This window comes from Hydrogenobaculum acidophilum (genome assembly GCF_054656715.1).
In genome coordinates, this window is record NZ_BAAHXP010000041.1 from 1 (window position 1) to 1385 (window position 1385).

General features: G+C 35.5%; 1 protein-coding gene. It reads right to left on the bottom strand.

Annotated elements, in window-relative coordinates:
- Positions 1–33: 33 nt before the first annotated feature.
- Entirely contained in the window at positions 34–1329 is a 1296-nt protein-coding gene (locus tag ACYQZV_RS09025; RefSeq protein ID WP_459895300.1) for an arsenic transporter, read from the bottom strand.
- Between the last annotated feature and the right edge of the window lie 56 nt (positions 1330–1385).

Below are 1385 nucleotides of genomic sequence, written 5' to 3' on the forward strand. Positions count from 1 at the left end.
CAGAAGACCTCTTAATTATGCTTGGAGGTTAGGTTATTTCAACATATATAGCCCTAAAAGTGTGGTTAAAAGTACTGGGATTGTGAGTATAATACCTACTTTTATGTAATAGGCGTAGGAGATGTTTAGACCTTTCTTGTTTAGGACGTGAAGCCAAAGCATCGTAGCCAAAGAGCCGATGGGGGTCATCTTGGGGCCTATGTTTGTGTCTATTACGTTGGATAGAGCTAGGATATGCTCTAAGTGAGGGGTTAGGTTTAGAGCTTTTAGGTTTAGGTTTATTATCATCACGGTGGGAAGGTTGTTTATAAGAGCGGACATTATCCCAGAGAGCACACCTACTCCAAGCACAGCGGATAGCTCACCAAAAGATATTATCATCTTCATAAAATCTGGTAAAACCTTCACAAACACATAGTTTTGCACCCCAAAGACCACCACGTACATACCAATGGAAAATATCAATATCTGCCAAGGAGTCTCTTTAAAAAGGATATGTTTTACATCTACTTTTTTGTTTTTTAGGCTTATAAGAGATAAAATGATGGCAGATGTGATTATAACAAAAGATGTGGGAATTTTAAATATATGGGAAATCATCAAAAATCCTATCGCAAATCCGCCCACTATCCATGCGCTTTTAAACAGAATGGGGTCTTTTATAGCCATATCTGGGGGCTTGTCTTCTAACACTTCTTTTTTAAAGGTTTTTGGTATATCGTTTTTATAAAAAGCGTACAAAACTAAGATAGATATAAATATGGCTACTATATTTACCAAAAACATACTCTTAAAATAATCCAAAAAACTTATGTGGAAAAAATCTGCGGTGATGATGTTTGTAAGGTTTGAGATGATAAGTCCTGAGCTCGCGGTGTCTGATATAAATCCGCCTCCCATCATAAAAGCCCTCGCCTCATCTTCTTTCAAATCAAGGTGTTTTATCTTAGAATAAACAATGGGTGTTAGCATCAGCGCTGCCCCGTCGTTGGCTAAAAATATGGACATGAGAGCTCCGATGATAAGCATATAAATATACAATCTCTTACCGCTTTCATTGGCTTTGTCTATGGCTTTTAGTGAAATCCACTCAAAAAATCCAACGTGGTCTAACATTATAGATATAAACACAATACCTATGAAGGCTAAGCTTGCATCCCATACAATGGATATAACCTCGTATATATCTTTTAAATTTACAAGCCCAATTAAAAAACTTGTAAAAGCCCCTATGAGAGCTGATATACCTATGGGAATGCCTTTTGGTTGTCTTATAATCAAAAACATCGTAAATGCAAAAACTATTATACTCTCTGTCTCTTTTAACATAAAAAATATTTTATATAAGTCTTTTGCTTTTGTTATGATTTATTTATTAAATACTT